The following is a 25009-nucleotide window of genomic DNA, read 5'->3' as shown; positions in this document are numbered from 1 at the left end:
TACATCCCCCGCGAGTTCATGTTGCCGATGGTGGCCAAGGTTTGGATCAGGGCTGGAAGTATAAACACAGGAATGCAGCCACCCACAGGACACGCTGGAGCGCGAGAAGGCCCGTGTCGACCCGAGAGTGGGTCGATGCTCGCCTGACTCGAAGAAGGCATGCTCCCCTACCAATGAGCATGACGGTTGCCATGACGGAGGCTGCCCATGGGAACCAGAATGCACCGATGTGTCGGTAGTTGGAGCCGCCGGCCACGACGGCTTGCCCGATGATGAGCACGACCATGACCAGAGAAGACTCAGCCCATTCACGGAACTCCATGGGGTGAAGCCCGTCTTCGAGTCTGTTCAACGACCTCCTCCTTGCCCAGTCCTTTTGCGTACCGCGGCGGGCGCTCGGGCGGAGAGAGGATACCACAGGAGCTTCTTGGCGATGGACATCCAAGATGGGGCAGGACGCTGCCTTCCTCCCGCTCCGCATGGAGATGCCAAGGTCAGTCAACCTGGGCTGTCAGCGTGTCTGTGTGGGGCTCGAGTAGTTCGGCCATTCACATGACTGGAGCGTCCAATAGCTGCCATCCGTCATCTGGAAGATCGAGGCCACCTGATCCCCAACCAGGCAGAGCGCGACATCTTGGTAGATGACGCATTCGTTTGAGCAAAGTTCCACCTTGAAGAGTGGTGGATCGAGGCGGCAGGGACCCTTGGGGATTCCGCCCGAGGCACAGGGCTTCCCGCACCGGGTGATGACATGCTCGAGCTTGTCTCCGACGGAGACCATGCATCCGGCTCCATGTTGGGTGGGAATCGGCTCTTGTTTGGAGCAGGCCGCTATCGTCAGCGCTCCAGAAACCAGGAATGAGATGAGGGCGGAGGATTTCATATGCCATCCCTACTTTCGCGACGACTCCGTCGATGCCACGTAGCGCGCCCTGGGACGCAGCAGGTGCCCCTGCTCACGTTGCTCCAGGATGTGCGCGACCCATCCTGTCATGCGCCCCACGGCGAACAAGGTGGCTGCGGCGCCGGGCGGGAGGCCCAGTGCTTCCGCGAGCATGACCAACCCCAGGTCTATCGTCGGCTCCGGATGCCCGGCCTTGCGCATCGCATCGAGGACCGCCCTCGCCACGCGCACACTTTGCGCTTCGGGCTTCACCTCTCGCGCCGCGTCCATGATGGGCGGAGACCTCGGGTCGCCGTCGGGATACAGCTGGTGCCCGAAACCTGGCACCGCGTCACCTCGACGCAGGCGCTCGTGTACCACCGCCGTCGCTCGCTCCGGCTTCCCCACTTCCGACAACAGCGCCTCCACCCTGTCGCAGGCCCCGCCGTGCCTCGGCCCTGACAACGCCGCCAGTGCCGCGCTCACGCATGCGTACAGGTCCGCTCCCGAGGACGCCGTCACTCGGGCCGTAAAGGTCGACACGTTCAGCTCGTGGTCCGCGCACAACACCAGGGCTCGATTGAGCAACTCCGGCGCTCGCTTCACCTGGGTGTCCCACGCGATGGCGAGCGACTCGGCCACGGTCGGCGCTCGCAAGGCTCGGACGACTCGCCCGGGTGCTTGCGCCACGCTTACCCAGCCCGCCAGCTGTCTCAACAGCCGCCTCGCCCGTGTCTTCTCCTGCTCTGGCGGCGCCGCGAAACGCCCCGCGTCCCTTGCCGCCAGCAACGGCACCAGCGCCGACAACGCCGCCACCGGCGTCGTTCCTCGCGGCAACAGTCTCGCCAGCTCGGAGGGCGGCAGCGCGGGCTCCTCGCTCGCCCAGCGTGGGTCTTCCTTGGGCAGGGTCCCCGACCACAGCAGCTCCGCCACGGACTCGAGGCTCCTCCCACTCGTCGCCAGCTCCACCGCGGAGTGCCCCCGGTACGCGAGTCCCTCCGCTCCCACCTGGGACACGGAGGAGTCGATGACCGGCTCTCCCCACCTCAGTGCACCCGAGGCCACCGCCGCGTGCCCCGCCCGCGCGTCGTGTCTGACCTTCAGCCGCTCCAGGTCCGAGCGCACATAGCGGTTCTCCTTCGAGCCCGGCTCCGGCACGCAGCGCACGAGCCCCCGGCTCACGTAGGTGTAGAGCGTCGCCCGCTTCACTCCCAGGAGCGCCGCGGCCTCCACCGCCGTCACCAGTTCGTCCTCAGGTCGATGGACGAATCGAGATTGAGAGCGTCCACCCTTGCGTCTACTCATTCTCTCGCAACCTCCCCGTCTCTCCATTCTCGACTCGACTCGATTCACTTGTCGATGTGAGCCTTTCCGCTCGCGTCCCACTCGTGATTGCGCCGAGAGGAGCACCGTCATGCCTTCTGTCGTCGACTTCGGACGCACGTCCTCCGACTACTCGAAACACCGCCAGGGCTTCCCGGACGCCTTCTTCACCCGGCTCGCTCGGGAAGGCGTGCTGCGCCCTGGCTTGCGCGCCGTCGACGTCGGCTCGGGAACCGGCACAGTTGCCCGGGGACTCGCCCGCCATGGCTGCGCTGTCACCGCGACCGATATCTCGGCGAACATGCTCGCGGCGGCCCGTCAGCTCGCCTCGGACGCGGCGCTCTCGATGGACTTCCGTGAGGCCTCCGCCGAATCCACGGGGCTCCCCACCAGTGCCTTCGACCTCGTGACCGCTGGACAGTGCTGGCACTGGTTCGACCGCCCCGCCGCGGCTCGCGAGGCACTGCGCCTGCTCGTCCCGGGTGGTCGGCTCATCATCGCCCACCTCGACTGGCTGCCACTGCCTGGCAATGTCGTCGAGGCCACCGAGGCGCTCATGAGCGCCTTCAATCCCGACCCTCCCGACCACGCACGCTTCGGCTGTGGCGTGGGGCTCTATCCCCAGTGGCTCCGCGACGTCACCGACGCCGGCTTCATGCCCCTGGAGACCTTCTCCTTCGATGTGCTCTTGCCCTACACCCACGAGTCCTGGCGTGGTCGCTGCCGCGCCAGCGCCCTGGTCGCCGCGACCCTGCCCCCCGACGACGTGGAGCGCTTCGACGCCGCCCACGCTCGTCTCCTCACCGAGCGCTTCCCGCAGGACACGCTCGATATCCCTCACCGCGTCTTCGCGCTCCTCGCCACGCGTCCTTGAGAGAGGGCCCGTCACAATCCCTCCGTCTTCCTCGCCGTGCGTCCCTGTCTCATCCCCACGTTGCCTTGCGCCTCGGGCGCCGCACCCTCCCGAACCCACGGAGCACACCCCATGTCCTCACATCCCCACGTCATCCACGAGCCGGACCTCCCGTGGACCGAAGTCACTCAAGGCCCTCGTGTGGCCTATCGTCGCAAGCAACTCGGTGCCGCCGCGAAGGGACAGAAGCTCGGCTGCAGCCTCATGGAGCTCGCTCCGGGCAAGCACGCGTTCCCACTCCACTTCCACCTGGCCAACGAGGAGGCCTACCTCCTCCTCTCCGGCACCGGCCTGCTTCGCCTCGGTGACTCGACGCTCCCCGTGAAGGCCGGTGACTACGTGGCCCTGCCCCCAGGCGCACAGTCCGCGCACCAGCTCCTCAACGACGGCACCGAGACGCTCCGCTACCTCGCGTTCTCCACCATGGTGGAGCCGGACGTCATGGTGTACCCGGACTCGAAGAAGCTCTGCGTCACCGCGGGCTCCGCCCCCGGAGGCGACAAGGCCTCTCGAACGCTGTTCACCGTCCTGTCCCTCTCCGCCGAAGTGGACTACTGGAGCGGCGAGGAGCGATAGGCTCCGCGCCCCCATGTCCTCCCTGCTCGACACCCTCGCCAAGGAGCGCCTCCTCAAGGACCGCGCCGCCGCCGCCGAGCTCGTGCGCCACGGCGAGCCGCCCCACGTCTCCCTGCTGCGCCTGTGCGACGCGGGCCTCCTCCAGGGTGGCCTCTCCGTCGCCTACGGCGTCCGCCCCGATGAGCTCATGGGCCCCCTCACCACCGCCATGGGTGGCCCCGCTCGAAACCTCAAGGTCGTCGACGTCCGCGAGCGCCCCGTCCTCGAGCTGCACGTCCAGGTCGGCGACGTCACCGAGAAGTGGGAGGTCGAGGACCTCTCCGTCCTCGTCCACAACCTCAACGACCTCTACCGGGACGCCCCCGACGCCCGCGCCATCGCCGAGCTGGGCGAGTGGGAGGACGCGCTCCAGCTCTGGTGTGTCGACAAGCGCACCCTGCAACGCTTCGCGCGGCAGCCCTTCTTCGCCCCTCGGAACGCCCGAGACTTGCGCTCCCGCACGGGGGAGTGAGGTGCGGGAGGACCTGTCACGCTCTCGCGATAATCCCGGGTTCTGAGGCAGCATGGGGGGACATGCGTCTCGTGTCCTGCCTCCCGCTGCTGTTGCTGTGGTCCTCGGCCGCCCTGGCCGAGCCTGACTCGTTCGGTCTGGGCGACGCGCTCAACGGCGCGCTCAGCGTCACCACCGCCAACACCGTCATCAACACCGCGATGCCCCTGGCGCTCGGCTCGGCGCGCGGGGACAGATCGCTCGCGGTGACGTCCTCCGCGGCGCCTCCCGTGGGCGGCCTGGTGATGGTGCACCAGACGATGGGCTTCCCGGCGAGCACCCCCTCGGGCGGCACCGGCCAGACGAGTCCCGGTGGCGTGGGTCGCTGGGAGTTCGCGCGCGTGTCCCGGGTGACGATTGGCAGTCCTACCGTGCTCGAACTCTCCGCGCCGCTCGTGAATCCCTACACCGCGCCCGGCGCGCAGGTCGTCACGGTGCCCGAGTACTCCCGCGTCACCGTGTCCTCCTCGGGCTCGCTCGTCGCGCGGCCCTGGGATGGGAGCTCCGGGGGCATCGTGGCCTTCCTCTCCACGGGCGCGGTGAGCCTCGAGGGCAACATCTCCGCCGACGGCGCGGGCTTCCGTGGAGGCGCCGCCATCAACAACATCTCGAGGTCCGGCTGCGCGGGAAACGACCTCGCTCCGTCCCAGGGCGGCACCTTCAAGGGCGAGGGCGTGGTGGTGCAGCGCTACGGCACGGCCTCCGGACGCGGCAACCTGGTGAACGCTGGCGGCGGCGGTATCTGCCACAACTCCGGTGGCGGCGGTGGCGGACACCGGGGCTTCGGTGGAACGGGCGGACGCTCCTCCTCCACGCTCGACAACTCGCGTGACGTGGGTGGCCTGGGCGGCACGTTGATGGAGTACTCCATCGTCGACGCCTTCCTCTTCGGCGGCGGTGGCGGCGCGGGCGAGGGTGACAACACCGTGGCGACCGGAGGTGGCGCGGGCGGCGGCGCGGTGTTCTTCCGGAGCGCCTCCCTCTCTGGAAGCGGGAGCATCACCGCCAACGGTCAGGCCGCGCTCTCGGTGACGGGGGAGGACGGTGCGGGTGGCGGCGGTGCGGGTGGCTCGGTCATCGTGAGGACCTCGGGCACGCTGGCGTGCAAGGTCGCGGTGCTCGGCGGGCGCGGGGGCGATGTGCGCGGCACGACCTCCCAGTTCGGACCGGGCGGTGGCGGCGCGGGCGGCTCCTTGCTGCTCCATGGCTCGTCGGTCTCGTGTGACATGGGGAGCTCGGGAGGCGCCGCGGGGGTGACGTCCACGGTGGGGGCGCATGGCCCCACGCACGGGGCGGGCGTCGGTGGCGGAGGTGACGCGAAGCTGTACTCGTATGCGTACGCCACGCCGACCAGGCCGGTCATCACCGCGCCCACCCAGAATCAGACCAACGTCTCCGAGCGTCCCCGCATCACGGGCCTCGCGGACCCGGGCATGCGCATCGTCATCTACGTGGATGGCGTGGAGGTGGCCCAGGTGACCTCGGGCGCCAGTGGTGACTTCTCCGCCGCGGTGGGCGATGGGCATCCGCCCCTGTCCTCGGGAGGCCACTCCGTCACGGCCATCGCCGACTCGCTGGGCGCGTACAGCAAGCCCGCGGACCTGGTGGCCTTCAATGTCTCGGGGCCGGATGCGGGCGCCATTCCCCAGCCCATCATCGTCGTGCCCGAGGAGGGCGAAGTGGTGGGGCCCACCCCTTACATCGCGGGCGTGGCGCCCAACGCGAGCACGGTGGGCCTGTACGTGGATGACCGCGAGGAGGTCATCGTCTCCGCGGACGCGTTCGGTCGCTTCCGCTACCAGATCCCCGACGACGCGCCGCTCGGGCCCGGCCCCCACCGTGTCAACGCGCATGGGCATGCCGCGAACAACCAGGACTATGGACCGGACTCGCCCAACACCGTCTTCGAGGTGGTGGAGGATGTCGACGGCGGGACGACGCCGCCTGATTCGGGAACGCCGGACGCGGGTTCTCCGGACGCTGGTACGCCGGGTACAGGGGACGGAGGCTCCGTGTTCTCGGGTGACACGCCCGTGCTCGTGGTGCCCGCGGAAGGCGAGGTCGTCGACCCGACGCCCTTGTTCGCGGGAGTGGCTCGGCCCGGTATCTCCGTGTCGCTCGAGGTGGACGGGACTCGCGTGGCCACCGTCACCGCTGACTCGACGGGCGCGTTCCGGCACTCGGTGCCCACCGACAGCGCGTTGGCTTCGGGGGAGCATGCCGTGTCTGCGTACATGCTCAATGGCGAGTCCGGGACGCCGGGCCCCCGGTCCGCGGACACGGGGTTCCAGGTGCGTGGGCCCATCGCACTGGACGTGGGCTGCGGCGGTTGCGGCGCATCCCCCGTGGGAGCGGGGGCGTGGGTGCTGCTCGTGGGCGGGTTGGCGCTCCTGCGTCGTCGGCGCAGCTAGCACTCGAAGGGGGGCGTAGGGCGGAGGCCTCACGAACCTCCGCCGCCGCTGGAGACTTCCGTCCCTCAGTCGTCGCCGAGCAGCGAGCCCAGGCCGACGTTGCCGAGCACGCTGCCCTCGTCCCGCGCGCCACCCGGGCGCGCGGCGGAGAGGATGCGGCCCGCGAGCCGGCTGAAGGGCAGCGACTGGAGCCACACCTTGCCCGGGCCCCGCAGCGTGGCGAAGAACAGGCCCTCGCCGCCGAAGAAGGCCGTCTTGATGCCGCTCACCATCTGGATGTCGTAGTCCACCGTCGGCTGGAACGCGACGATACAGCCGGTGTCCACGCGCAGCACCTCGCCCGGGCCCAGCGTGCGCTCGCGCAGCGTGCCACCCGCGTGGATGAACGCGAGCCCGTCACCCTGCAGCCGCTGCATGATGAAGCCCTCGCCGCCGAACAGGCCCGTGCCCAGCTTCTTCTGGAACGCGATGCCCAGCGACACGCCCTTCGCCGCCGCGAGGAAGCTGTCCTTCTGCGCAATCAGCTCGCCGCCGAGTTCACCCAAGTTCACCGGGATGATCTTCCCGGGGTAGGGCGCCGCGAAGGCCACCTTGCGCTTGCCGCCGCCCCGGTTGAGGAAGACGGTGGTGAAGAGCGACTCGCCCGTCAGCAGCCGCTTGCCCGCGCCGAGCAGCGAGCCCAGAAAGCCGCTCTTCTTCTCCGAGCCGTCACCGAAGATGGTCTCCATCTCGATGCCGTCCTCCATGTACATGAGGGTGCCGGCCTCGGCCACCGCCGCTTCCTGCGGGTCCAGCTCCACCTCGACGAACTGCAGGTCATCGCCGTAGATGTGGAAGTCGACCTCGTGCATCTGCGCCATGGGATTGCTCCGCCGAAAAGGGTCGGCGCACCATAGCCGCCCCCTCGCGAGGCTCAACCGATGTCTACTGCGCGAGCACGATGGAGAGCGCGGTGACCAGCCCGGCGTCGTCCTCGGCCAGCGCGGGAGGAATGGACAGCGTCACGGCGTTGTCCAACCTGCCGCCGCAGGTGCGCCAGCCGGTGTAGAGGTCCTTGCTCTTGCTCTTGGTGACGAGCTCATAGCTGCATCGGCCGACGTTCCCGGCGATCTGGTCGGGGCTCACCCGGAAGTTGGAGAGCTGGCCGCCGAACGTCCCCACGGCCTCGAGCATGTCCCCGTCCTCCGTCACCTTCAGGTCCACCGGCCCCTGGCCATAGATGCCCTTCACGGTGTCGCCCTCCACCTGGAGGTTCACCGGTCGGCCGAAGGCCCGGCCGCGCACGACGTCATCGCCGAAGTAGAGCTGGAGCTGAGGCCCCGAGAGGTTGTCCTCCGTGACGCGGAGGCTCACGGCGCGCTCCCGCGTCCGCAGGTCGAGGTACTGGTCCGGGGAGTTCGCCGCCAGCACGGGAGCGCTGGCGAGCAGGCCGAGGGCGAGGAAGCGCGAGGGTTTCATGTCCTTGAACCTACGCAGCCCGTGGCGTGGGTGTGCTCAGTCCGCTGGCAGGGCGGGCGTGCTGCCTCCGGCGGGAAGCTCCACGGAATCTTCTCCCTCCGGACGCAGCACCAGCCTGCGCAGCGTCCATGTCTCCGAGGTGTAGACCACCTGGGCCTCCAGCACGCCGCGCCCCTTGGGGCCCTGCACGGTGAGGTCGAAGTCCACCTGTCCTCCCCGGCGGTCGGTGGCGTCATGGGAGCGCAGCGTGATGAAGCTGCTCGTCAGGGGCGCGCCCAGCCGCTCGGTGGCGAGCGGGCTGGCCTCCGCGGTGCGCAGCGCGAGCCGGTGCACGTCGTCCCGGCGCAGCGCCTGTTCGATGTCCTGGAAGAGCGAGCGCGACACCCAGGCCACCCCCGCGGCGAAGCAGCCGAGCCCCCCGAGGACGAGCGCGGCCGCCACCATCCAGCTCTGCCAGGGGCTGTCTACGCGGCGCGAAGGCATTCGGGTCTCCGGGAGCCCCACACTAACGGGCGGGCGCGCGGGTTGCCGGGCAGGCGACACGGGCGGCCATTATGCTCCGCCTTCGCAGCGGAGGTGCTGGACGTGGCGGAGCAGTCTCGAGCGGTGGAGCAGGAGTCACGACAGCGCCGCGCGGGCCCTGGGCGGGTGCTGCGCTGGCTGATGTCCCTGGGCGGCATCCTCGCGCTGATGGGCGGGCTGCACGCGTACCTGGCGGTGCGCCTGTTCGTGAGCCCTGCGTGGCCCCCGCCCTGGGGTGTGCTGGGCGTGGTGCTGATGGTGCTGCTCTTCGTGTCGATTCCGGCCGGCCTGTTCGCGGGGCGGGGTGAGCCCTCTGCGGCCCAGCGCGTGTTGCAGTGGACGTCGTTCCTGTGGCTGGGGAGCTTCGGCATCCTGCTCAGCGCCGTGGTGGTGGCGGACCTCGTGGGCGCGGTGCTGGGGTGGACGGGCGTGGTGCCGGACGCGCTGGTGCTCGCGCGAGGCAAGGCGCTGGTGGTGGGCGCGGTGACGGTGCCCGCGGTGCTCTACGCGTTCGTGACGGCGCGGGGGCGCGCGACGGTGGAGCGGGTGACGGTGCCGATGACGGGGCTCGGGCCGGGGCTCGATGGCCTGCGGGTGGTTCAGATTTCAGATGTCCACGTGGGGCCCACGCTGGATGGCAAATGGCTGCGGCGCGTGGTGGAGCAGGTGAACGCGCTGAAGCCGGACATCATCGCGGTGACGGGGGACCTGGTCGATGGACACGTGGAGGCGCTGCGCGAGGAGGTGAGCCCCCTGGCGGAGCTGCGCGCGTCGCTCGGCGTGTTCTACGTGACGGGCAATCACGAGTACTACCACGGAGGTCCCGCCTGGGAGGCGGAGGTGGCGCGGCTGGGGCTCACCGTGCTTCGCAACTCGCACCGCGTGGTGGATCGCGACGGCGCTCGGCTGGTCGTCGCGGGCGTGACGGACCACGACGCGGGACACATCATCCCGGCTCATGCGAGCCGTCCCTCCGCGGCGCTCGCGAATGCTCCCGAGGGCGTGCCGGTGGTGCTGCTGGCGCATCAGCCCCGCTCGGCGCTGCACGTGGCGCGCGACGGCGTGCGCGTGGACCTGCAGCTGTCCGGACACACGCATGGCGGGCAGGTGTTCCCGTTCATGTTCTTCATCAAGCTGCAGCAGCCCGTGGTGCGGGGGCTCGCGACCATCGCCGGCGTGCGCGTGTACACGCATCGGGGCACGGGGTACTGGGGCCCGCCCTTGCGCTTGGGGCCGTCGCCCGAAATCGCCGAGCTGACGCTGGTGCCGGCCACGGCGTGAACGGGGCCGGGCGTGTCATGCTCGGCGACGTGCCATCGTCGAGCCGTGGGGAGGTGTTCACATGACGTCTTCGGGATTCGAGGCGCTCCTCGAGGCCGTGCGCGGACCGGCCTCGGTGAATGTCCTGGTCCTCACCGGCGCGGGCATCAGCCTGGCCAGTGGCATTCCGACGTTCCGGGGCACGGACCCGGGCGCGGTCTGGTCCAACGAGGTGATGGAGAAGGGGACGCACGCGTTCTTCCAGCGCGCGCCGCACGAGTCCTGGAAGATGTACCTCCAGCGCTTCGAGCTGGCGCGGGCCGCGAAGCCGAACGCGGCGCACCGGGCGCTCGTGGCGTGGGAGGCGTGGCAGGAGGCGCAGGGGCGCGGCTTCGCCGTCGTCACCCAGAACGTGGACTCGCTGCACGAGGACGCCGGGAGCCGGCAGCTCGTGAAGGTGCACGGGAGCCTGCGATTGGCGCGCTGCTCCGCGCAGGGCTGTGAGCTGGGCGCGCCTCGCGGCACGGTGCCGATGGCGTCGGTGGACTTCTCGGCGTTCCAGGCGAGCCCGAGCCCGGAGACGGTGCCTCGCTGCCCTCGCTGCGACAGCCGCCTGCGGCCCCACGTGCTCTGGTTCGATGAGAACTACACGGAGCACGACACCTACGAAATCGAGCGGACGCTCATCCTGGCGCGACAGAGCCGCGTGATTGTCTTCGTCGGGACGTCCTTCTCCGTGGGAGTGACGGAGCTTGTCTATCGGCGGGGCCGGAAGCTGGACGCGCGGATGTTCAGCATCGACCCCTCGAACGTGTCGCTGGACCGGGGCATCGAGCCGGTGACAGCCCGCGCGGAGGAGGCCCTGCCCGAGCTGGTTCGCGCGCTCCAGTCCTGAGTCCTCCCAGCACCTCCGGGCACCCTTGCTGCTCGGAGGTGCTGCTGTAGGTCGAACCGAGGCACGCCGCCGCACCTGTCAGGTCGCTGAGAAACCCCTCGTCGGGTGGCGTCCGCCGTCGGGCGGCTTGAGTTCACACGACATGACGAGGGAGCGTAACCGTGACGACCTTCGCAGTGGACGCTGTCGAGGAAGCAAGGACTCCGGTGGACACCGTCCCGCTCGGGACGCTGGTGGGGAAGACGCACTGGATGGCGCCGGGTGCGGACACCCCGGTGATGGACCCCCAGGGCATCCACCCGCTGCTCGCCGCGGTGCATCAGGCCTTCGCCGAGCACCGGCCCCTGGTGCTCTCTCCGGACGTGGTGTGGCTCACGCTGGCGCAGGGCGTGGCCCAGCACATCCGGCTGAACGCCGAGCGGCTCCGGGAGCGCTTCGTCCGTCACGAGGGGCGCCGGACCCTCAAGGTCGTGGTGGACGCGGTGCCTCACACGGACAACGACTTCCGCGTCATCCTCGAGGCCTTCCGAGGGGTGCTCCGCGAGGCGCTGGGACCGGGCATCCCCCGCCTGATGTCGTGTGACTTCTCCACCAGCACCGACATCGAGCGCATGGCCGGCGACGTGGTCCTGATGGACGCGATGTCGCCGTACTTCGACTTCGAGTTGGGCATCCGGTGCGGCATCCCCCGGGTCACCCTGCTGGGCACGCCCGAGGACTGGCGGGCCATCCGTCGCCGCATCGACGTCATCGCCGAGCTGGACCTGTCCTGGTGGACGTCCTCGCTCATCCCCATCGCGGACGAGCTGGTGCGCGCCTCGGAGGGACAGCCGGACCGTCAGCTCTGGACGGAGCTCTACAAGCCCGCGGCCGCGTATGGCTGGGACCGCATGGCGGGCTGGGTGATGCGGCTGTTCCCCTACATCGGCCAGTCCGGACGCTTCGACCAGCGAAACCCCCTGCTCGCGCAGTCCCACGCGGAGTTCTTGAAGTCGCGGGACGCGGCCCTGGACGACTTCGATGTTCCGGGCGTCGCGCTGCACTGGGTCCCCGCGGCATTGTCGTGTGTGCCATTGCGTGTCCAGGACGAGCCGATGACCTGGCGGGAGACGTGGTCCCTGGAGGCGGGCGTGCTCGCGGTGACGGTGGAGGCCGATGGGGCCCTCGTGCCGCGCGCGGGCGTCATGGTCCGCGCGGGGGGCGCCTCGGTGGACGAGCTCATCGAGCGGCTCGTCGCGGAGCACTCCGTCGTCCGTTCCACCCAGCCGAGCACGTACTGGGGCCTCGCGGAGCTCAACGCGTTCTATGACCACCTGGCCAGCGCCACGCTCTTCCCGGGGACACGGCCCTGGCGCGTACGGCCCACCTCCGAGCACGTCGAGGTCCACATCCCTCTCGACGGCGACGACTTCACGCCGGTGCGCTGCGTGGTGGACCTGCCGGACGGGACGGTGCTCGCGCTGCGCTCCTGCAGTGGCCGGCGCCCCTCCTGCTTCGTCCGGCTGCGCGCGGATGCGCTCGAGCCGATGGTGCTGGCACCCGGCGTGACGGCCGCGGAGACGGTGATGTTGGACTGCGAGACGCTGCGCACCCCCCTGCGCTCCCGCCAGCGGGCCACCGACATCCCCGTCGTGGGGACCTCGCTGACAGCGCTGCTCCTCCAGGCGCTGGACCAGGGCGGCGCCACCGAGCTGCCCGCCTCGGGCTCGCTCGCTGATCAGCTGGAGGCCTGGGAGAACCCCGGGGCCCGACGGCGACCGTCGTCTCCCTGACACTGTGTTGCGAGGGGTTGGGTTGAAAGAGACCCACTGAACGGATGGCATATCCCACGGGCCTGTGACGGGGCTCGTGGGATGTGGCATGGCTGCCTGGAGCAAGAGCGGACTAGTCGGATAATTGAAGTGAAATTTGATATTTCCGCTATTGCTGGCTACAGTCCGATGCGTGCCCCCCTCCACGATTGCCCAGCCCCGGCTGCTCGAGTCCGTTTCCGTGCCTCGCTTGAGGGAGGTGGGCGTCCTGGGCGTGTCCGGGGCGCGACGTTCCCTGAAGGGCTCGGGTGGGCCGACGGTGATGGTGGTCTCCGAGTCGCCGTTCTCGCGGCTGCTGATGGGGCGGGAGCTGGCGCCGTCCTTCGGGTTGATCCACGCGCAGGGCGTGGCGTCGGCGGGGCGCAGGTTGGAGATGGGGACGGTGCCGGCGGCGGTGGTGGTGGACCTGGACTCGGAGCCTCGCGCCGTGTCGCACGCGTTCCTGGCGCGGCTGGTGGAGAAGGACTTCCAGGGGCCGCGGGTGCTGGTGTCGTCGCGCTTCTGTCCGGAGCTGGCGGAGGCGTTCAGCGGCTCGTGCCTGACGCACTTCGCGCTCGCGCGGCCGTGGCGTCCGGGGATGCTGCGCTCGCTGGTGGAGTCGGTGCTGGGACAGCGCGCACCGCTTCGCGCCGCCGCGGGGCGCTGAGGGTTTCGTCGTGAGTCGGGTGTCTGGGGTTCCCGCCCGTCTGGCGGACGCGGGGTGGGGTCTGCTCACCGGTGCGTTGAGCGCCGTGCGCGGCCTGGTGCTGGGGCTGGTGGTGGTGCTCTCGGGTGTGGCGCGAGGGCTCGTCGCGCTCGTCCTGGGGCGTCGCCGCGAGGGGTGGTTCCAGCTGCGGCGGGGACTGGTGCGCGTGGCGCAGCTGCCGGTGGACGCGGTGCTGATGCTGGCCGGGCGGCTGGTCAGCGCGGTGCAGGTGCTGCTGGGCCTGGAGCCGGTGGGGCGTCGGCTCACGGGCTTCGAGGTGGCGCTGCTGCGGCCCGTGTTCGGCACGAGCCTGGACTACGCGGCGGTGCGGGTGAAGGAGGGACCGGTGGGCGTGCTGGGCATTCCCGGGCGCGCCTTCGTGCATGGGGACACCGTGTTCATCCCGCCCAGGAGCGGGCCCACGGACGCGGCGTTGCTGGCGCACGAGCTGACGCATGTGTGGCAACACCAGCACGGTGGCACGGCGTACTTGAGCGCCGCGCTCGCCGCGCAGTTCTGGGGAGACGGGTACGACTGGCGCAAGGGCGTGCAAGCGGGACTGCGCTGGGAGGAGCTCAATCCCGAGCAGCAGGCGCAGCTCATCGAGGATGCCACCGTGTGGGGCCTGGTCCACCCGGGCCAGGCGGCGCTGTCCCAGCGGGTTCGATTGAAGGGATGGACCGAGGCCGCGCTGCCGGTGCTCGATGAGGCCCTCGCGAGCCTGCGCGCAGGGCGTGGCGCGCCGTAGGTCGCTCAGGCTACAGCTTCGGAGGCGCGATGGGGTCGTGCTCGGAGAGCATCTTCGCCACGCGCGCCTCGTCCAGACGGGCGCCGAGCTGCTCCATCTCGTGCTGGTCGCGCACCGTCTTCGACAAGCTGAACGCGGAGCCCACGCTGAACAGCAGCCCCATGGCCATGAAGGACTTCACCCACGTGTCCACCGGCAGGTGCCAGATGCCGATGGCGGTGACTCCCACGGAGAGGGCGAAGGAAAGCCAGGTCTGGATGACCCAGGCGGAGCTGTGCGCGACGACGACCTTGGGCGTGGAACGGGACATGGTTTCTCCTCGGGAGCGAGCCTTGGCTCGCTGATGGGGAAAACATGCCGCGTCCCATCGCAAAGCGCATGGAACTAATCGATGCGTGATTGATAACCTGGAGTGTATGATTCAGCTCCAGCGCCTCGAGGGCTTCTACCGCGTGGCCCGCGCCGAAGGCTACGCGCGAGCCGTCCGCTCATTCCCGTACCCCATCACCCAGCCCGGCATCCACCAGCAGGTCAAGCGACTGGAGTCCGAGGTGGGCGTGGCGCTCTTCGAGCGCGTGGGCAAGGACCGCGTGGTGCTCACCCCCGAGGGCCGCGCGCTGTACTCACACGTCGCGCCGTTCCTGGAGGGGCTCGACGCCGTGGTGCAGTCGCTGCGCAAGGGCGAGGTGGGCGGCACATTGCGCATCCACGCCTCCGGCCACGTCCTGCGCCACCTGCTGCCCGCGTGGCTGCGGCGACTGCAGGCCCGCCGCCCGGACATCGAGGTCGTCCTGCACGAGTCCAAGGTTCCCGCCGTGGACATCCTCTCCGCGGGTGACACGGACCTGGTGGTGGACCACCTCCCGGAGGTACCCGAGGACGTGGAGGCCCGCGTCGTGGGTCACACCGCGCCCTTCCTGGTGCTGCCCTCGAATCATCCCCAGGCGAAGAGCCGACGCGTGCGGCTGGACCTGCTCCGGGACGACGCCTTCATCGCTTACAGCACGGACAAGTACCTGCGTGAACTCCAACTGGCGGAACTGGCGCGCGCGGGAGTGCGGCCCCGGCGGTTGCACGCGGCGGACTCGTCAGAGACCATCCTCGGCTTCGTCTCAGCGGGGCTGGGCTATTCGCTGCTCGCCTCGCTGCTGCCGGGAGGTCCTCGCGAAGCGGGCGTGGTGGCGAGGCCGCTGCCGGGCGCACCATCGGGCGCGATTCAGGCCGCGTGGCGGCGGTCCTCCGCGCGCAGCCCGCTCATCCAGGCCGCGCTCACGCTCGCGCCGAAGCCTTGAGACGCCCCTGACGTACGACGGGGCCTCGCGTCCGCGCGTGGCGGAGGCGAAGCCCCGTGGGCACTGCGAAGGCTCGGTGTGGGCTCAGCCCTGGTACTGGTGCACCGACATGATGGGGTAGTTCATGCTGCTGATGGTGATGCGCTGCGAGCCGTCGGGGTTGACGTTGTTGGAGCCGATGAACATCGGCTTGCCGTTCTCCCAGCCGGCGAACATCACCACGTGCTGGCCGCTGCCCACCTTCATGGAGACCACGTCGCCGGGCTTGGCGTCCTGGAGCGACACGCGCTTGAAGTCCGGGTCCCGGTCCAGCTTGGCCTGAAGGCCCATCACGCTGTTGTCGTGCTGCGCGTCGGAGATCTGCCCCGCCTGCTCCAGACACGCGGAGACGAAGTTGGCGCAGTTGACGTTGTTGGGGACCCAGTCCTCCATGTCCGCGCCAACTCCGCTGCCCTCGAGCTTCAGCGAGCCCGCGTTCTTGTTCAGGTGCGAGCGCGCGATGTCGAACGGGCTGCCACCGGGGCCCTTGGTGCCCTCGCCCGTCGTCATGTTGGCCGGGTAGTTCGTCGTGCCGCCCGTGAGGTTCGGGCCCGAGCGCGACGGCGCCGAGTCGAAGCCGTCCTTGGCGCCGGGGATGTTGAGCGTGTCCCCCGTGTAGATGAGGTCCACGTCCTTGATTTGGGGATTCGCCTTCTGCAGGGCGTCCACGGTGGTGCCGTAGCGAAGGGCGAGCGTGGACAGGTTGTCGCCGGACTGGACGCGGTAGCTCATGTGCAAGGGCTCCGAAGGGGGGCGGTGACGCGCGAGGGAGTTCGCGTACGACTTGCCCCTATTCTCGGAAGCCAAGAGCCCGAGTTGCGTGGGTGCGGGCCCAATTCCGCTGATCTGTCGATCACCCCGACACATGTCGCGCACTTGCATGAGCGCGGCTCACGGAGGGTGTGACCTCGGCCCCCTGTGTCATCCACCAAAGGTCCTTGAACAGGTGGGGCGGTCCGCGCATGGTGGCTGGCGTGAGCACCCCCATCCCCCATCCCGATTTCGCGGCCGAGCGGTTCACCCGCTGCCCGGACGCCCGCTTCGAACCCGCGCCCGCGGACGGCGTGCTGCCGGAGGGTTTCTTCACCACCACCAACCTGCCCACCTACGTGCGGGTCGACGGCGCGTGGCGCATGCCGCGCGAGCCGCGCATGGACGGCGCGCTCGTGCTGGATGCACAGGGCGAGTTGTGGATTCGCGAGGGGCGCCGCGTGAAGGCGGGCGAGCGCGTGGTGGTGGGACACGCGGAGGACGGCTCCGAGGGCGTGTACGTGAACATGGCCTACCTCGGCGGAGGCGGGGAGGGCGAGTTCAAGTTCATGACGAGCGAGGTGTCTCGCGAGAAGCCCATCGACTACGCGCAGATGGCGCGAGTGCTGGTGGAGGAGCGCGAGCGCGGCGGATACCCCATCTGGGTGACGGGACCGGCGCTGGTGCACTCGCGGGCGCGGGCGGACATGACGTGGTTCATCGCCAACGGCTTCGTGGGCGCGCTGCTCGCGGGCAACGCGGTGGCGGTGCACGACATCGAGGCGTCCATCTTCGGCACCACGCTGGGCATGAGCGGCACGGGCGAGGCCACCAGCGGAGGCCACGGCCTGCACATGCGCGCCATCAACAAGGTGCGCGCGGCGGGCTCCATCGCCAAGGCGGTGGAGGCGGGCGTCATCACCAACGGCATCATGCACGCGTGCGTGGTGCACAAGGTGCCCTTCGTCCTCACCGGCTCCATCCGCGATGACGGCCCGCTGCCGGACGTGGTGACGGACAACGTGGGCGGTCAGGACGCCATGCGCCAGCACGCGAAGAAGGCCACCATGGCGGTGCTGGTGGCCACCGCGCTGCACGCCATCGCCACCGGCAACATGCTGCCCGCGTTCGTCACGGAGAAGGACGGCTCGCTGCGCGAGCTGGCCACCATCTGCGTGGACTCGTCCGAGTTCGTCGTCAGCAAGCTGAAGGATCGGGGCACGCACCAGGCTTTCGGCGTGGTGACCAACGCCCAGGACTTCATGCACATCCTGCGGCTGTATGTGGAGCGCGAGCTGTCCGCCCGGAAAGCCTGAGTCGCACGGGGACCCGGGCCCGAGCGCCGGGTCCCCCGCGCCGGTGCCTCACTGACAGGACGAGGCCTCGGCGCCGACGCAGCGGCCGCTCACGCAGCTGTTGTCGATGTCGCACAGGCCCAGCGTGGGGCCGCAACGCTCTCCCTGGTGGACGATGGGCAGGCAGCGCGACGTGCTGCCTTCGAGGCAGGCGTAGCCCCTGGGGCAGAAGCGGCTCACGTTGTCGCACGCGTCGTCGGGACCCGTGGCCTTCGCGCAGACGCCCCAGACCCCCGCCTCGGGACGGGCGTCCTTGCACCACAGCCCCTCCTGGCACTCGGTGTCCAGACGGCACTCCTGCCGCTCGGCGCGGCGGGGACGGCACAGCCCGGGGTTGGACGGGTCCGCGTCGCAGAAGAGCTCGCGCTGGCACACGCTCACCAGGAACCCGAGGCTCACGTCATGGGGGGGCGCGTTGCACAGGTGGCCCTCCTTCACGTGCGGCGCGCAGCGGTTGCCATTGCACACCAGCGAAGGTCCACAGGGGTAGTAGCCCACGTCCTCGCAGACGTCCCCCTCCGCGCCCACGGGCCGACAGGTCCGGTAGCCATTCCAGTCGCACCAGAGCCCCTGCGCGCAGGGCAGCGAGAAGCTCGTGCCGTTGGGGTGCTGGCGCACGCACGAGACGTTCTCCTCCACGGGCTTCATGCAGGTCCGGGTCGAGCCCTCGAACACGAGCCCGGGCGCGCACTTCCAGGGATGGGTGACGGCCTGTCCCTCCGCTCCTCGCGGCGTGCACGTGCCCTCACAGGCGTTCTGGGAGGTGTGGCCGCAGTAGGCCTCCGCGCCGCAGTCCAGGTTCATCCCGCACCCGCTCGCGGGGCCCTGCTGGACGAACAGCTGACAGGCCGGCTCGTACTCGATGCCGTACTGCCACGCGGCGTCGGACAGGGCGGGCTCGGAACAGCTCCTGCCTCGGAGCGCGTCCAGACAGCGCTGGGCCGCGGCCCCATCGAAGCGCAGCCGACCGGACTCCAGCGAGTCCTCGTACCGCGTCCCCAGCCCCAGGGACTGGGGCCGGTTCCACTGGCGCATGTCGTCCTCGCACGCGCTCGCCCGGACGTATTCGCCGCACCGCTGGGCCCGCGCGCAGAGCGCCTGGACGACCTGGGTGCCGAAGTCCTCCATCGACACGTCCTCGTCGCCGCCACATGCCCACAGCCCCAGCAGCATCACCCCGAGTACCGCTCGCCAGTCGCGCATCGCTCGCCTGCCCATCCGTGATGGGGCCCGGCCCAGCAGGCCCCGCCTACGACATACGGACCGAATCCATACTTCAGGCCAGGCCGGCGCCGCACCCCTCGACGAGGTGCGGGTGGGCGACGGCTCGCGACTCAGTACGACTCCTCGGGGACCTCCATGAGGTCCAGCGTGCCGGACTCCACCATGCGCGCGGCGTGGGCGAGGCCCGGGAGCACCTCCGCGCAGTACCAGCGCGCGCTGGCGAGCTTGCCCACGTAGAAGGCGCGGTCGCCGGGGTTGGCCTTCATCCGCTCCAGCGCGACGCCCGCGTGGCGCACCAGCAGCCAGCCGATGACCACCTCCGCCACGCCCGCCAGCACGCGGTTGCCCTGCAGGCCCACGTGGTAGACGGACTCGCCCAGCTTGCCCATCAGCGTGCCGAGCATCAGCTCCAAGTCGCCCAGCGCCTTGCCCAGCGCGGCGCGCTCCGCCTGGAGCTCCTTGCCGCCCAGCTCACCCTCGGCCGTCTCGCGCACCTGGCCGAGCAGCGCCTGCAGCGTCGCGCCGCCGTCACGCGCCACCTTGCGCATGAGCAGGTCCAGCGCCTGGATGTGCGTGGTGCCCTCGTAGAGCGTGTCGATCTTCTGGTCCCGGATGTACTGCTCCACCGGGTAGTCCGTCAGGTAGCCGGAGCCGCCGTGCACCTGGAGGCTCAGCGCGAGCAGCTCGTACGCCTTCTCCGAGCAGTAGCCCTTCACCAGCGGCAGCAGCATGTCGTTGAGCGCGTCCATCTCCCCGGCCTCGGTGGCGCGGTGGCCGCCCTTGAGCTCCACGCCGTCCTGCACGGAGGCGGTGTAGAGGCACAAAGCGCGCATGCCTTCCGCGAACGCCTTCTGGGTCATCAGCATGCGCCGCACGTCCGGGTGGCGGAAGATGGGCACGCGCGGCGCCGTCTTGTCGCGCGCCTGCAAGAGGTCCGCGCCCTGGAGCCGGTCCTTGGAGAACGCCAGCGCGCGCTGGTAGCCCGCCGACAGCGTGGCCATGGACTTCACACCCACCGCCATGCGCGCCTGCTCGATGATGTAGAACATCTGGCGCATGCCGTCGTGGACCTCGCCCAGCAGCAGGCCGCGCGAGGGCTTGCCGTCGCCGAACGTCAGCTCGCACGTGACGGAGCCCTTCAGGCCCATCTTCTTCTCGAGCTTGGTGCACACGACACCGTTGTGCTCACCCAGGCTGCCGTCCTCGTTCACCCAGTACTTGGGGACGACGAACAGCGACAGGCCCTTGGTGCCCGGGGGACCGCCTTCCGGACGCGCCAGCACCATGTGGATGACGTTCTCGGACATGTCCGAGTCGCCGTTGGTGATGAAGCGCTTGACGCCTTCAATCTCCCAGACGTCGCCGCCCACCGGGCGCGCCTTGGTGCGCGCGGCGCCCACGTCGCTGCCGGCGTCGGGCTCGGTGAGCACCATGGTGCCGCTCCAGCGCTTGTCCAGCATGTGCGGCAGGAAGCGCTGCTTCTGCGCGTCCGTGCCCAGCCGGTCGATGATTCGCGCGAGCAGGTTGCCCAGCGTGTAGAAGGCGAGCGAGGCGTTGGCGCCCACCATCAGCTCGAACGCGGCCCAGCCCAAGGACGGCGGCGCACCCAGGCCGCCCAGGTGCGGCGGCTGCTCCAAGAGGTGCATGCCCGCGTCGAAGAACGCCGCCATGGACTTCTTCAGCCCGGGGGGCAGCGTCACCACGCCGTTCTCCAGCTTGGGCGGATTGTGCTCCGCCTCGTCGAACGACGGCGCCAGCTCGTTCGCGCACAGCACGGAGAACGTCTGGAGCATCTGCCGGGCGGACGTCTCGTCCAGGTCGCCGAAGGGCGCGCGCCCCAGCGACGTTCGGCCGATGTCGAGGAACTCGAAGAGGTTGAACTCGATATCGCGCAGGTTGGGGACGTAGTGGTTGGCGGACGACGACATCTCAAGCTCCTCACGAGGACGAAAGGCCCACGAGGGTAGCCGAGATTGATTTTCGAGTCAGCCGAAGGCGCCCGCACCGCACCCATGGTGCATGACGCATGGAGCCGTGATGCACGAAGGGCCCCCGGGGAACCGGCCCCAGAGGCCCTTCGTCACGACAATTCCACGTGCGTGTGTGCTCAGCCCTTGAGCTGGAGCGACGGCACGGCGCCCTCGCCGAGGACCAGGTGGACCTGGCCCACCTTGGCGGCGAGGTCCTTGTAGGCCTCGAGCTCCTTGAGGCGCACGAGCAGCGGGTTCTCGGCGAGCACCTTGGCCGTCTGGGCGAGCGAGCGCGTGGCGGCGGTCTCCTCGCGGCGGGTGATGACGTTGGCCTCGGCCTCCTTCTGGGCCTGGATGACGCGGTTGAGCAGCTCCTTCATCTCACCGGGCAGCACGACGTCCTTGATGCCGAAGCGCAACAGCTCCAGGCCCACCGACTCGGCGCGCTCCTTCACCTGGGCGAAGAGGCCGTCGGCCAGGGCCTCGCGGGAGGCGAGCAGCTCGTCGAGCGTGCGGGTGGCGACGGCCTCGCGGGCGGCCAGCTGCATGGCGAGGTAGAGGATGTCATCCGGCGCGCGGGCGACGACGGCGAGCCGGCGCGCGTCCGCGACGCGGAAGGCGGTGGACAGGTTGAGGCGCAGCGTGACGCGGTCCTGCGTCATGACCTCCTGGCCGGTGACGTGGAGCAGCCGCTCGCGCAGGTCGATGACGGCCAGCTGCACCTTGTGGGCGACGGTCCACGCGGCGTGGCGGCCCGCGGGCAGCACGGCGTCGAGCGTGCCGTCCACGTAGCGCAGCGTCACCGAGCCCTCCGTGGCCGTGGCCTCCGTGTAGTCGCTCGCGGGGACGATGGCGCGCACGTCGTCGCGCAGGGGCGGGGTGGAGACGCCGGTGGTGTCCACGCGCTCCACGCGCACGGCGGGCGTGGGCGGCGTCAGGGCGCGCGCGGGGACGTGCTCCACGGTCCACACCTGGTGCTGGCCGCGGCCGAGCCACTTCAGGGGGCGGCCCCGGTGGTAGAGGATGGCGCGCTCGTCGGCGCCCAGGTCGACGACCTGCAGGTCCGAGGGCGGCACGAGCGCGAGCAGCTCCGCGTCCAGGTTGGCCAGGGGCAGGCCCGTGGCGACGCGGACGATGCGCACGTTGCGGAAGGGGTAGGTGAGCCGGTAGCGGCCCGGCACGAGGTAGCGCGTCGGCACCTCGTCGACGAGGACGAACGCCCGCTCGTGCTGCACGACATCCACACGCATGAAGAAGCTCATCGCGCACCTCCTTTCCCCCAGGGGGGAGTGTTGAGACCGGGGCGCGAGGTGGCGCGAGAGGCGCGCGTCCCGGGGACTGCGAGAAAAGTGAAGGCCCCAGCCTTCGCGGGTGGAGAGCGCCGACTGCGTGCCCGGGGTCCATCGACGCATCCCGCGCTCGCGGGCCGGACCGGGCGCGGACGACGACAGACATTCCGCTGACGGCGCGGAAGGGGACTGTCGTCCTGGCGGACGGCATGGCTTCGCGGTGGGGGAAGGTTGGGTGGAGTGGGCCAGCGCTTCTACCGGCTCGGGATGGAGCCTTCTGGCGGAACCGATTTTTCAGATCGGGTCAGAACGAAGGATTCGAACCTTCTCCTCAAGATCCAATATCTTGTGCTCTACCGGGTGAGCTAGTTCTGAGCAGTCCCTGGAAGGGGTTGCTCGCTTTGGCTTTCGCGGCGGCCGGCCGGACGCCCCGATGTGAGGGAGTCACCGCGGACGATGGACCCGGGGGACACCCTGTCCGGGACACGAGCGCAGAGCACCCATGTCTGGATTCGGGAGCCCGGGGACAGCCCCGTGACACCTCTGGAATGCGTCGGGGGCGAGGGACGCGGGTGCCGCGCCGGGGCTGACAGCGGGAGATGCGAGGAGTTCGACTCAGTAGGCGACGAAACTAGCGAACTCGCCTGCGGCGAAGGTGCGCAGGGTGCCCAGGCCCACGGCCTGGCCGGTGCAGTCCGCGGTGCGGTATGCGAGGACTTGCTGGACGTTGCTCCAGCCCACGAGCGAGTCCGCATCGGCGGGGAAAGCCGTGCACGTGCCGTCTGGCTGCGCCACGTTCAGGACCGGCTGGGTGAAAGTCCTGGCGTAGAACGTGAGCCCGGTCTGCCCCTCATCGGACGAGGCCTGCGCCACGCCCGTGGTGAGGGCGGCTCCCATGAGCGCCACGGTGGTGAGGACGAGCTTCGAGCGCATAGCCGCATCTCCTGTAAAACGAGTAAATTCGCTGTGCATCCTGAACCCGCCGGATGGGAGGGTCAATCGGGGGGCGAGCAGGGCCAGGGGATGCCTGGAGCCAATGTTCATGACGAAGCCCTTCGTGTTCTGGAGCCTGTGGGTGGTGTGCCTGGGGTGTGCGGGGAGCCCGGAGGTAGAGCCGCGAGGCTCCTCGGCATGGAGCACCCGTGATGGGTTGGCCGAGGAGTACACCTATGTCGAGCTCACGTCCGACGCGGACCTGGAGACTCGTGCAGGCTCATTCCTCCCCATGGGGTGGGCGCGACAGGCGCTCGGCGATGATGTGGATCCACTCAAGGGCGCCATCGCCACCCGCCCCGTGCGACGCACGCCAGGAGCAGGTCCGCTGCGCAGACCTCCTCTCCTGACTCCACGACCCGCGCCACTCCAGGCTCAAGTCCAGGCGCGACGCACAGTGGATGCTGCTGTGGTGCTCCAAGCAAGGAAGCTCTACCAGCAACGCCTTCAGGAGGCTCAGACCACGTACCCGAACAGCGCGGGATACGAGAACCATCACCTCGTTCCGTTGTACCTGGGAGGGGCGAAGGATGGGCAGACGTACCGTTTGCCCACGGCGTATCACAAGGCCATCACCCGGGCTTTCCGTGAGGAGTGGCGTTATGGTCAGGGACAGCGACCGGATGCACGAGCACTGACGGACATCCTGGTGCGGGTCTATTCCCGGTACCCCATCCCTCAACTCATCGGAATCCCTCCCTGACGATGCGCGAGACGTTCGAGTTCAGGATTGCGGAGGAGCGGGCCCGGAAGTTCCTGGCGCCTGGGCTCGGCATGCGCGTGAACGAGGGGCTGCGCAAGGTGGTGTTGCCCGGGGATGATCCCCGCGTGCGGGAGATTGGCGCCATCGAGCGCAAGCTCCGCGCCGAGGGTGACCTCTTCTTCACCTACTGGAACGTCGAGCGCCGCTACTCGGCTCGGGAACTCGAGTCGGCGGAGTTGTTGAACCTCGTCATCCGAGGGGCCGTCGCGCCCACCGGAGCCATGTGCGGCACGGGCTATGATGCGTCGGAGGCCTGCCCGCATTGTGGCGTTGGAGCACGGCAGACGACGGACCTCATCCTCGACACGCGCCGGATTGCCAAAGGCCGTGACTTCGCGAAGACGCTCGCGGGAGAGGTCGTGGTCTCTTCCAGGTTCGTCGACGCCTTCCAGGAGGCTGGACTGCGAGGCGCGGAGTTCCGCCCCGTGCTGCACCTGGGCGGCAAGCCTTCGCGCCAGCCGGAGTGGTATCAGCCCGTCACGACCTCGAAGCCGCTGAAGCTGGATGCGAAGACGGTCTCGGGCAACAACCCCTTCGACCTCGACGAGCGTGGTGACCACCGGTGCCCGAAGGGGCATGTCGCGGGCCTCAACCTGCTCTCAGCGCTCCATGTCGACCGGGCCTCGCTCGATGGCTCGGACCTGTTCATCACGGACACACGCTGGGGCGACAGGCGCGGCGAGCTTCGCCCAGAGCCTCGCTGGCTCATCTCTGCTCGGCTCCGGGACCTGATGACCACCCTGAAGGCGAAGGGGCACGTGCTGGAGGTCGCTCACCTGGCCTGAGGTCGCGGCACGCTTGCTTCAGCTCATCTTCTCCAGCAGGGCCCGCAGCTCCGCCTGCTGGGCGGCGGTCAGCCGGCCGAGCTTCGTGCCGAACGCCTCCGAGAGCAGCGTCGTCCCCTGCTGCATGACCTTGCGGCCGGCCGAGGTGAGCTGCAGCCGGTGACGCCGCAGGTCCGCGGTATCAATTTCACGGCGCAGGAACCCAGCGGCCTCGAGCCGCTTCACATAGAGCGTCACCGAGGGCTTGGGGATGCACAGGGACGCCGCCAGCTCGGCCGGGTAGGGGTGGTCGTCCACCTCCGCCAGCACGAACAGCTCCTTCGTCTCCACGCCCAACGCCGCGATGTCCGAGGCGACACTGGCTATCACCGACATCAACAGCCGGTGGTTCAACGACCAGATTCTCGCCGGGTCGATTTTCGACATGGGCCCTTGCGCGGAAATTGGTTCAAAATTAATCCAGTTCCGGATTGAACTAAATCGTCGTCCTCACAATGTAGCACTCCCCTGGAGC

At 69.6% G+C, this 25009-nt stretch carries 24 protein-coding genes and 1 tRNA gene; 13 read left to right on the top strand and 12 right to left on the bottom strand.

The window, feature by feature from the left end; all coding sequences use genetic code 11:
- Nucleotides 1-892 precede the first annotated feature (892 nt).
- Entirely contained in the window at nucleotides 893-2188 is a 1296-nt protein-coding gene (locus OWM54_RS18755) for a citrate/2-methylcitrate synthase (RefSeq protein WP_267698378.1), read from the bottom strand.
- A gap of 109 nt (nucleotides 2189-2297) precedes the next feature.
- On the opposite strand from OWM54_RS18755, the gene OWM54_RS18750 reads away from it, so the two are divergent.
- The 4 genes from OWM54_RS18750 to agmC all read left to right on the top strand — a co-directional run bounded on the left by OWM54_RS18750 (nucleotide 2298) and on the right by agmC (nucleotide 6656).
- A complete protein-coding gene (locus OWM54_RS18750; RefSeq protein ID WP_267698377.1) occupies nucleotides 2298-3080 on the top strand; it encodes a class I SAM-dependent methyltransferase in 783 nt (260 codons plus the stop codon).
- A 111-nt stretch (nucleotides 3081-3191) separates the two neighbouring features.
- Nucleotides 3192-3695: a cupin domain-containing protein gene (locus tag OWM54_RS18745; protein WP_267698376.1), complete on the top strand. Its 504-nt coding sequence runs from the start codon at nucleotides 3192-3194 to the stop codon at nucleotides 3693-3695.
- Between the two features lie 13 nt (nucleotides 3696-3708).
- The gene (locus OWM54_RS18740) at nucleotides 3709-4206 is read left to right on the top strand and encodes a hypothetical protein (RefSeq protein WP_223749740.1); all 498 of its coding nucleotides are present in this window, start codon (nucleotides 3709-3711) and stop codon (nucleotides 4204-4206) included.
- A gap of 62 nt (nucleotides 4207-4268) precedes the next feature.
- The gene (agmC, locus tag OWM54_RS18735) at nucleotides 4269-6656 is read left to right on the top strand and encodes an adventurous gliding motility protein AgmC (RefSeq protein ID WP_267698375.1); all 2388 of its coding nucleotides are present in this window, start codon (nucleotides 4269-4271) and stop codon (nucleotides 6654-6656) included.
- A gap of 65 nt (nucleotides 6657-6721) precedes the next feature.
- Here the strand turns inward: agmC and OWM54_RS18730 are convergent, their stop codons facing one another.
- The 3 genes from OWM54_RS18730 to OWM54_RS18720 all read right to left on the bottom strand — a co-directional run bounded on the left by OWM54_RS18730 (nucleotide 6722) and on the right by OWM54_RS18720 (nucleotide 8597).
- The gene (locus tag OWM54_RS18730; RefSeq protein WP_046710615.1) at nucleotides 6722-7516 is read right to left on the bottom strand and encodes a TIGR00266 family protein; all 795 of its coding nucleotides are present in this window, start codon (nucleotides 7514-7516) and stop codon (nucleotides 6722-6724) included.
- A 64-nt stretch (nucleotides 7517-7580) separates the two neighbouring features.
- Nucleotides 7581-8114: a hypothetical protein gene (locus OWM54_RS18725; RefSeq protein ID WP_223749742.1), complete on the bottom strand. Its 534-nt coding sequence runs from the start codon at nucleotides 8112-8114 to the stop codon at nucleotides 7581-7583.
- A 36-nt stretch (nucleotides 8115-8150) separates the two neighbouring features.
- Nucleotides 8151-8597, bottom strand: coding sequence for a cytochrome c oxidase assembly factor Coa1 family protein (locus tag OWM54_RS18720; protein WP_141324679.1), 447 nt, complete (start codon nucleotides 8595-8597; stop codon nucleotides 8151-8153).
- A 180-nt stretch (nucleotides 8598-8777) separates the two neighbouring features.
- Between OWM54_RS18720 and OWM54_RS18715 the strand changes: the two genes are divergently transcribed.
- The 5 genes from OWM54_RS18715 to OWM54_RS18695 all read left to right on the top strand — a co-directional run bounded on the left by OWM54_RS18715 (nucleotide 8778) and on the right by OWM54_RS18695 (nucleotide 14035).
- Nucleotides 8778-9917, top strand: coding sequence for a metallophosphoesterase (locus OWM54_RS18715; RefSeq protein WP_408891791.1), 1140 nt, complete (start codon nucleotides 8778-8780; stop codon nucleotides 9915-9917).
- A 61-nt stretch (nucleotides 9918-9978) separates the two neighbouring features.
- Nucleotides 9979-10791, top strand: coding sequence for an SIR2 family NAD-dependent protein deacylase (locus OWM54_RS18710; protein WP_267698373.1), 813 nt, complete (start codon nucleotides 9979-9981; stop codon nucleotides 10789-10791).
- Between the two features lie 161 nt (nucleotides 10792-10952).
- Complete coding sequence (locus OWM54_RS18705) at nucleotides 10953-12563, top strand: DUF4419 domain-containing protein (RefSeq protein WP_267698372.1); 1611 nt, start codon at nucleotides 10953-10955, stop codon at nucleotides 12561-12563.
- 220 nt (nucleotides 12564-12783) lie between these two features.
- Nucleotides 12784-13248, top strand: a complete 465-nt coding sequence (locus OWM54_RS18700; RefSeq protein WP_223749746.1) for a hypothetical protein — start codon at nucleotides 12784-12786, stop codon at nucleotides 13246-13248.
- 10 nt (nucleotides 13249-13258) lie between these two features.
- On the top strand, nucleotides 13259-14035 hold the full coding sequence (locus OWM54_RS18695; protein WP_267698370.1) for an eCIS core domain-containing protein: 777 nt from the start codon (nucleotides 13259-13261) through the stop codon (nucleotides 14033-14035).
- Between the two features lie 10 nt (nucleotides 14036-14045).
- Here the strand turns inward: OWM54_RS18695 and OWM54_RS18690 are convergent, their stop codons facing one another.
- Entirely contained in the window at nucleotides 14046-14345 is a 300-nt protein-coding gene (locus tag OWM54_RS18690; RefSeq protein WP_074948559.1) for a YiaA/YiaB family inner membrane protein, read from the bottom strand.
- 106 nt (nucleotides 14346-14451) lie between these two features.
- On the opposite strand from OWM54_RS18690, the gene OWM54_RS18685 reads away from it, so the two are divergent.
- Complete coding sequence (locus OWM54_RS18685; RefSeq protein WP_223782256.1) at nucleotides 14452-15327, top strand: LysR family transcriptional regulator; 876 nt, start codon at nucleotides 14452-14454, stop codon at nucleotides 15325-15327.
- An 84-nt stretch (nucleotides 15328-15411) separates the two neighbouring features.
- On the opposite strand, the gene OWM54_RS18680 is transcribed toward OWM54_RS18685, so the two are convergent.
- A complete protein-coding gene (locus OWM54_RS18680) occupies nucleotides 15412-16098 on the bottom strand; it encodes a LysM peptidoglycan-binding domain-containing protein (RefSeq protein ID WP_267698369.1) in 687 nt (228 codons plus the stop codon).
- A 230-nt stretch (nucleotides 16099-16328) separates the two neighbouring features.
- On the opposite strand from OWM54_RS18680, the gene OWM54_RS18675 reads away from it, so the two are divergent.
- Complete coding sequence (locus OWM54_RS18675; protein ID WP_141324672.1) at nucleotides 16329-17432, top strand: hypothetical protein; 1104 nt, start codon at nucleotides 16329-16331, stop codon at nucleotides 17430-17432.
- Between the two features lie 48 nt (nucleotides 17433-17480).
- Here the strand turns inward: OWM54_RS18675 and OWM54_RS18670 are convergent, their stop codons facing one another.
- From OWM54_RS18670 to OWM54_RS18650, 5 genes are all read right to left on the bottom strand, one after another.
- A complete protein-coding gene (locus OWM54_RS18670) occupies nucleotides 17481-18674 on the bottom strand; it encodes a Dickkopf N-terminal cysteine-rich domain-containing protein (protein ID WP_267698368.1) in 1194 nt (397 codons plus the stop codon).
- A gap of 131 nt (nucleotides 18675-18805) precedes the next feature.
- Complete coding sequence (locus tag OWM54_RS18665) at nucleotides 18806-20623, bottom strand: acyl-CoA dehydrogenase (RefSeq protein ID WP_223749753.1); 1818 nt, start codon at nucleotides 20621-20623, stop codon at nucleotides 18806-18808.
- A 179-nt stretch (nucleotides 20624-20802) separates the two neighbouring features.
- On the bottom strand, nucleotides 20803-21927 hold the full coding sequence (locus OWM54_RS18660) for a slipin family protein (protein WP_223749754.1): 1125 nt from the start codon (nucleotides 21925-21927) through the stop codon (nucleotides 20803-20805).
- A 330-nt stretch (nucleotides 21928-22257) separates the two neighbouring features.
- A tRNA-Gln gene (locus OWM54_RS18655) sits at nucleotides 22258-22329 on the bottom strand.
- Between the two features lie 240 nt (nucleotides 22330-22569).
- Nucleotides 22570-22887: a hypothetical protein gene (locus OWM54_RS18650; protein ID WP_141324668.1), complete on the bottom strand. Its 318-nt coding sequence runs from the start codon at nucleotides 22885-22887 to the stop codon at nucleotides 22570-22572.
- 109 nt (nucleotides 22888-22996) lie between these two features.
- Here OWM54_RS18650 and OWM54_RS18645 point away from each other — a divergent pair, with 109 nt between their 5' ends.
- Both OWM54_RS18645 and OWM54_RS18640 read left to right on the top strand, forming a co-directional pair.
- Entirely contained in the window at nucleotides 22997-23650 is a 654-nt protein-coding gene (locus OWM54_RS18645) for a hypothetical protein (protein ID WP_267698367.1), read from the top strand.
- A 2-nt stretch (nucleotides 23651-23652) separates the two neighbouring features.
- Nucleotides 23653-24495, top strand: coding sequence for a hypothetical protein (locus tag OWM54_RS18640; RefSeq protein ID WP_267698366.1), 843 nt, complete (start codon nucleotides 23653-23655; stop codon nucleotides 24493-24495).
- Between the two features lie 18 nt (nucleotides 24496-24513).
- Here the strand turns inward: OWM54_RS18640 and OWM54_RS18635 are convergent, their stop codons facing one another.
- Entirely contained in the window at nucleotides 24514-24921 is a 408-nt protein-coding gene (locus tag OWM54_RS18635; RefSeq protein ID WP_223782261.1) for a MarR family winged helix-turn-helix transcriptional regulator, read from the bottom strand.
- Nucleotides 24922-25009: the final 88 nt, after the last annotated feature.

The organism is Myxococcus sp. MISCRS1 (assembly GCF_026626605.1).
In the GTDB taxonomy this organism is placed as follows: Bacteria; Myxococcota; Myxococcia; order Myxococcales; family Myxococcaceae; genus Myxococcus; species Myxococcus fulvus.
This window is presented reverse-complemented; position numbering and strand designations above follow the sequence as displayed.

Bases quoted from the DNA above. Each gene is read 5' to 3' on its own strand.
- OWM54_RS18710 (WP_267698373.1), top strand. From the start codon at position 9,979: ATGACGTCTTCGGGATTCGAGGCGCTCCTCGAGGCCGTGCGCGGACCG.
- OWM54_RS18755 (WP_267698378.1), bottom strand. From the start codon at position 2,188: ATGAGTAGACGCAAGGGTGGACGCTCTCAATCTCGATTCGTCCATCGA.
- OWM54_RS18675 (WP_141324672.1), top strand. From the start codon at position 16,329: ATGGTGGCTGGCGTGAGCACCCCCATCCCCCATCCCGATTTCGCGGCC.
- OWM54_RS18685 (WP_223782256.1), top strand. From the start codon at position 14,452: ATGATTCAGCTCCAGCGCCTCGAGGGCTTCTACCGCGTGGCCCGCGCC.
- OWM54_RS18690 (WP_074948559.1), bottom strand. From the start codon at position 14,345: ATGTCCCGTTCCACGCCCAAGGTCGTCGTCGCGCACAGCTCCGCCTGG.
- OWM54_RS18680 (WP_267698369.1), bottom strand. From the start codon at position 16,098: ATGAGCTACCGCGTCCAGTCCGGCGACAACCTGTCCACGCTCGCCCTT.
- OWM54_RS18715 (WP_408891791.1), top strand. From the start codon at position 8,778: ATGTCCCTGGGCGGCATCCTCGCGCTGATGGGCGGGCTGCACGCGTAC.
- OWM54_RS18665 (WP_223749753.1), bottom strand. From the start codon at position 20,623: ATGTCGTCGTCCGCCAACCACTACGTCCCCAACCTGCGCGATATCGAG.
- OWM54_RS18635 (WP_223782261.1), bottom strand. From the start codon at position 24,921: ATGTCGAAAATCGACCCGGCGAGAATCTGGTCGTTGAACCACCGGCTG.
- OWM54_RS18670 (WP_267698368.1), bottom strand. From the start codon at position 18,674: ATGCGCGACTGGCGAGCGGTACTCGGGGTGATGCTGCTGGGGCTGTGG.
- OWM54_RS18650 (WP_141324668.1), bottom strand. From the start codon at position 22,887: ATGCGCTCGAAGCTCGTCCTCACCACCGTGGCGCTCATGGGAGCCGCC.
- OWM54_RS18740 (WP_223749740.1), top strand. From the start codon at position 3,709: ATGTCCTCCCTGCTCGACACCCTCGCCAAGGAGCGCCTCCTCAAGGAC.
- agmC (WP_267698375.1), top strand. From the start codon at position 4,269: ATGCGTCTCGTGTCCTGCCTCCCGCTGCTGTTGCTGTGGTCCTCGGCC.
- OWM54_RS18660 (WP_223749754.1), bottom strand. From the start codon at position 21,927: ATGAGCTTCTTCATGCGTGTGGATGTCGTGCAGCACGAGCGGGCGTTC.
- OWM54_RS18730 (WP_046710615.1), bottom strand. From the start codon at position 7,516: ATGGCGCAGATGCACGAGGTCGACTTCCACATCTACGGCGATGACCTG.
- OWM54_RS18745 (WP_267698376.1), top strand. From the start codon at position 3,192: ATGTCCTCACATCCCCACGTCATCCACGAGCCGGACCTCCCGTGGACC.
- OWM54_RS18640 (WP_267698366.1), top strand. From the start codon at position 23,653: ATGCGCGAGACGTTCGAGTTCAGGATTGCGGAGGAGCGGGCCCGGAAG.
- OWM54_RS18720 (WP_141324679.1), bottom strand. From the start codon at position 8,597: ATGCCTTCGCGCCGCGTAGACAGCCCCTGGCAGAGCTGGATGGTGGCG.
- OWM54_RS18725 (WP_223749742.1), bottom strand. From the start codon at position 8,114: ATGAAACCCTCGCGCTTCCTCGCCCTCGGCCTGCTCGCCAGCGCTCCC.
- OWM54_RS18645 (WP_267698367.1), top strand. From the start codon at position 22,997: ATGACGAAGCCCTTCGTGTTCTGGAGCCTGTGGGTGGTGTGCCTGGGG.
- OWM54_RS18750 (WP_267698377.1), top strand. From the start codon at position 2,298: ATGCCTTCTGTCGTCGACTTCGGACGCACGTCCTCCGACTACTCGAAA.